The sequence below is a fragment of the Sulfobacillus sp. TH-112 genome (assembly GCF_057473405.1).
In genome coordinates this window covers 1-3,545 of the sequence record NZ_JBYCKN010000066.1, presented here as the reverse complement: position 1 = coordinate 3,545, position 3,545 = coordinate 1, and the positions used below count along the sequence as shown (strand labels likewise).

Sequence of the window (3,545 nt, the reverse complement as noted above, 5' to 3'; positions counted from 1 at the left end):
GTGAGGGCGCGAATGCTTGGCACAATGTGGTCGCTTGGCAAAAGTCCAGTCGTTTCACACTGACTCCGTCGGTGGTGGGAGAGGACCTTTTTCAAGTCGATGCCATTTCTGCGGCAGCCTACCAGCGCCATCAATGGCAAGATACCCTCTTTTCGCGAACCTCGCCCTTATTGGTGGGACTGCAGTCGACGCTGACGGTATCGGCATCGGCTGTTCCACAAAATAACAGTGTGACCCTCACGGGAAGTGCTCAAAATGTTATCAATCCACGCTATCAGTTCTGGTATGAAACACCGAGTGGAGTATGGAAGTCGTCGGGTCCCTATACGAGCAGCCCTTCCTATACCATGACAGCTTCGCAAATGGGCTCGTATCGCGCGGTTGTGGATGTGTTGCCAACTGGCCTCAACGGCGCCTCTGCGATTTTAGAAAGTGCATCCGAGCCGTTTGAAAGTTATGGGACGCCGGCGAGTCTTCAGATCTCTACCGCTAATCCAGTGTGGGTCGCGGATGGCAAAGAGGCGGGACAGCTCATCATTCGCGCTATCGATAGCCATGGTGATGTGGTGGCTAATGAAAACGGTACGGGCAGTATCACCGACCTCACCGCAGAAGGAGCGATCGGTGGGTGGGGGAGTACGTCGAGTCACGTTGTGCCCGGTGCATCCATCGGCATCCCGTTTCACGATGGCGTGGCGACACTGCCCATTGTCGCTGGAGAGACTGTTGCGAGCGACAGCCTCTTGGCGCGGTTGGGTCTTTCGGATGGACAGGATATTAGCGGTAGGGGAACGCTAAGCGCTGTCGCGCAGGTGGCCAGTGCGGTCTCTGTGACACCTACGTCGTCTTACCTCATCGGGAATGAGAGTGGGAATCCCGGGACCTATGACATTAGTGTGGTCGACCAGGTGGGGGAGCCGCTATTGACGGGTACAGACACTTTGACGGCCACGCTATCAGGGCCAGCACAGTTTCATGATCTCACGAAGGGACCTGACACCTTGACCTATACAGGGGGCGAACCGCCCATTTCGGAGACGGTCTATTCTATGGCGGGGGGATTGGGTCCTGTTACACTCACGGTCACCGGCACGGGATTGACAACGGGTGCCGCCGAAATTCCCGCCATTTTAGGTGGACAACCCGACCAAATGGGCGTGAGTGCCGGGTCGACTTCTCTGGCGATTGGGGAGAGTACCACTCTGACGCTGACCCAGCTTACCGCCAGTGGGGGTGTCTCGGATCCGGCCAGCTTGGATAATAGCGGATACGTGCTCACCATCACCAACGCCTTGGGCAATGAAGCGACCGGATTCACCGTCGGGGGCATCGCCTATGCTGGAGCTCCTTTGACCATTCCTGTCGCTTTGGGTCCGAACTTCTTCTATGCGCTCTCACAACCCGTTACGTTGGAAGATGTCGGTGCCCCGATGGGGATCTACACGCTGGTGGTATCGGATGCGGATGGCCTTTGGAAAGCCTCAAAGCCGATGACCCTCACCATAACCGACTAAGGACGCTTGGATATTTGATAGTTTTCATGAGCAAACACGGTAGCCTTAGGGTAGTGGGCTGCCGTTTGCTCATAGAAGGAAAGAAGAGAAAATGGCCCAGTAGCATGAGTGCGCGGGGGAGTCAGAGAAGTACATTCTCTAACCGTAGGGGCGTTAATGGTGCCACCTTCTCATATCGACTGCCGCTCATGCTTGCGCCCCGTCTACACACCAGCGACGCATCTGAGACAAGTGTTCTCGGATAATTTTCTTATCTATTTGTATTGAGCCGGAGTCTTGAGCGACTCGATGTCTGACGTGACCATTTGATCCGCTGTTGTCTGCGATGTGCCCGGCATTGGCGACTTGACTTGACAGAAGTCCATATACCTGAATTTGGCCGGTCAGAATGCCTTCGCGAATTACCGCTAACGGTGCTCGATACGCGCGCATCGCCAAGACGAGCACATTGGTATGCATAACGATCCGGATTATGCGGGAGGAGACCGTTGGCACGGGACCGACTCTCTTGTATGGCGTGATCCACCGCATGGTTAAATTCTTCCGCAGGCGCATCGCCCAACGCCTGCCTCATCTCATCCATCGTCTCCTGCAGCTACGCCATGCCGCGGTCCCGTTCTTGCAATCACTCGAGGTCTTGGGGACTGACCACGGCCATCGGTACTCCGCTCTTTTTCACGATGACGCGGGTCTTGTCGCGGGCGACCTCGTTGACCACCGCGCTCTAGCAGTTGCCGGACGTCCGACGCCTTCACTGCTTTGTAAGGCTATGTGCACAATGTGGTGGGATTTCCTCGTTTCTTGGCTCAATCTTCCGTTCTCAGCAAGACCGGCCAAGGTTGGAATATGCGGTTCGTATTGACGCCATGTTACCTTGCCGCTGGTTGGAATTCCCCGACGACGAACCCTACGAACTATGGTCAAACGCAGTGTAGACGCTACTGCGCTCCGCTATTGCCCCCGAACCGCGATCATTAGCTCCACGAAATTTGTCTACTGGCAACCGAAAGAATGGATGGGCCTGTTTGGCCTATGAAAGCCATAATTGCACAGTGGGCGATGTGAGCGATGGTCACTGCATGCGCATATGCTTGATCGCTTCAATGTAGGCTTCGGTGTGTGCCGCACTCAGCGAGTAATACACCTTGTAGGTGTCGACGAGGATGCGGAAGGTCCCCATGTAGTGCTCCTCGGGGGATGGCATGCTGGTTCCCAACCAACACCTGGATTTTCCGTTCAATGTCGCCCATCAGGCGCCGGCGATACGCGGCGGTTTCACGGGCTGAAAAGCGGGGACTCTCGATGGCTTGTAGCAAACGGAGGGCCTCACGCGACCAGCGAATCGTGAGGCTCACCGGTCCAATCCTTCATCCAACAGCCTAAACGCCTCTTCGGTGGAATAGACGCGGCCCTCTCGAATGTCTTCCTTCGCGCGGCGGATACTCGCTTTCAGGTCTGGGTCCCCCTCAATTTCCAAACCCACTTCGTCCAATACCGGAAGGCGCGCAATGAGGTAGGGCACTCCATCCACGACGACAATGGTGTTCTCGTCGTCCACGACGCGATGGAACTGCTCGGCGTCAGGACCGTCTAGTCGCTTGAACACCCAAGACGCCTCCCTTTGGGCTCTATTGTACCATCCGGCTCGTCGTTATCGCCAACCGCCATGCAATCTTCGAAACCGGAATTCCACCGGGACTCTCGCCCATAGAATTACCTCGCACATGAGAAGTGTACATGATTAGCGTATTGGCATATAGTTAGCGCATTCTAATAAAAAGAGGTGCTGACCATGGCGAACCAAACTGTTGTTTGCACATATCGCGTTCGACCCGACGGAGAAGAACTGTTTCAGGCCCTTTTGGGGAATCATTGGTTCACACTACACGCTTTGGGATTGGTCACCGACGTCAAGCCCGTCATTTTTCGTAGTGTGGATGACCCTCCGACCTATGTCGAGATCTTTACTTGGGTCGAAGGCGGATTTGAGCAGGCACACGAGCATCCAGATGTGTTAGGCATTTGGGAGCC

4 protein-coding genes are annotated in these 3,545 nt (G+C 55.4%); 2 read left to right on the top strand and 2 right to left on the bottom strand.

The window, feature by feature from the left end:
* Window positions 1-1,514: hypothetical protein (locus ACOJWD_RS04255; protein WP_486991982.1), on the top strand; the 1,514-nt coding region annotated here is incomplete at its 5' end.
* 186 nt (window positions 1,515-1,700) lie between these two features.
* Here ACOJWD_RS04255 and ACOJWD_RS04250 read toward each other — a convergent pair.
* On the bottom strand, window positions 1,701-2,009 hold the full coding sequence (locus ACOJWD_RS04250; protein WP_486991981.1) for a hypothetical protein: 309 nt from the start codon (window positions 2,007-2,009) through the stop codon (window positions 1,701-1,703).
* A gap of 856 nt (window positions 2,010-2,865) precedes the next feature.
* On the bottom strand, window positions 2,866-3,120 hold the full coding sequence (locus ACOJWD_RS04245) for a hypothetical protein (protein WP_486991980.1): 255 nt from the start codon (window positions 3,118-3,120) through the stop codon (window positions 2,866-2,868).
* Window positions 3,121-3,306: 186 nt separating this feature from the next.
* On the opposite strand from ACOJWD_RS04245, the gene ACOJWD_RS04240 reads away from it, so the two are divergent.
* The coding region (locus tag ACOJWD_RS04240) for a hypothetical protein (protein ID WP_486991979.1) at window positions 3,307-3,545 on the top strand (239 nt) is incomplete at its 3' end.